General features: G+C 41.3%; 2 protein-coding genes. Both read right to left on the bottom strand.

The window, feature by feature from the left end; all coding sequences use genetic code 11:
• Positions 1–312 (bottom strand): AIR carboxylase family protein (locus ACRCJ0_RS16555; protein WP_431391254.1); only part of this gene is annotated, 312 nt, incomplete at its 3' end.
• Between the two features lie 14 nt (positions 313–326).
• Positions 327–837, bottom strand: a 511-nt coding sequence (locus tag ACRCJ0_RS16550) for a phosphoribosylformylglycinamidine synthase subunit PurQ (RefSeq protein ID WP_431391253.1), incomplete at its 5' end; no start/stop codon positions are given.

Genomic DNA, 837 nt, shown 5'->3' with positions numbered 1-837 from the left:
GACACCTTTAGGCATTTGAACGATAGATAACAAGGCATCTAAACCTGACAAGGTTGAAGATTTTACCGGTACACCGATTACTGGTTTAACAGTCATGCCAGCAATCACCCCTGGTAAATGTGCCGCTTTACCGGCAATACCGATATAAAGGTCAGCGTCATTTTGTCCAACTAAGGCTTGTAGATCATCTAAAGCGCGGTGAGCAGAAATCACAGATACTTGGTAAGGAATTTCAAATTTACTTAGGTTACTAGTTACTTTGCGGGCGATTTCAACATCACTTGAACTACCCATAATAATTCTAACGAACATAATATAATATCCTCCTATTTGGCGTTTAAATACGCAAAAGCTTCAGTTAAGAACGGATTTTCACCTTGACTTGGCACGTTTTGGTAGAGGTCTTGCCCACTTCTTTCAAATGAAGAGATGGTCCCAAAGACTAAACCATTTGGACTAGCTAAGCCGTCGATATTTTCTTCTGCAAAATAAGTATCAAAAGCGGCAATCACTTGACCATTAGCTTTGATTTTTTCTTCTGCTTCCCCTAATACAACGCGACCAAATGCTGTTGCAAGCGGTGCGGTATAGGTTTTGTTAGCTCGACCAGTGGTAAAGGCTGATTTTTCAGAAACTACACGGCCAGTAGTCAAATCAGACACGAACTTGCCGTTTTTATTTGGTAAAACACGAATCGCTGAATGACCAGTCACTTGGCCAAATTCAATTAAACCAGTTCGGATTAAGGCTGAAAAAGCAGATCCAGACCCGATAATTAAGCGGTCGGCTTGTAAATGAGCGTCAATAGCTTGGCTAACATCCGGTCTGTTAAGGATC

The sequence above is a fragment of the Aerococcus sp. L_32 genome, assembly GCF_050689315.1.
This window is presented reverse-complemented; position numbering and strand designations above follow the sequence as displayed.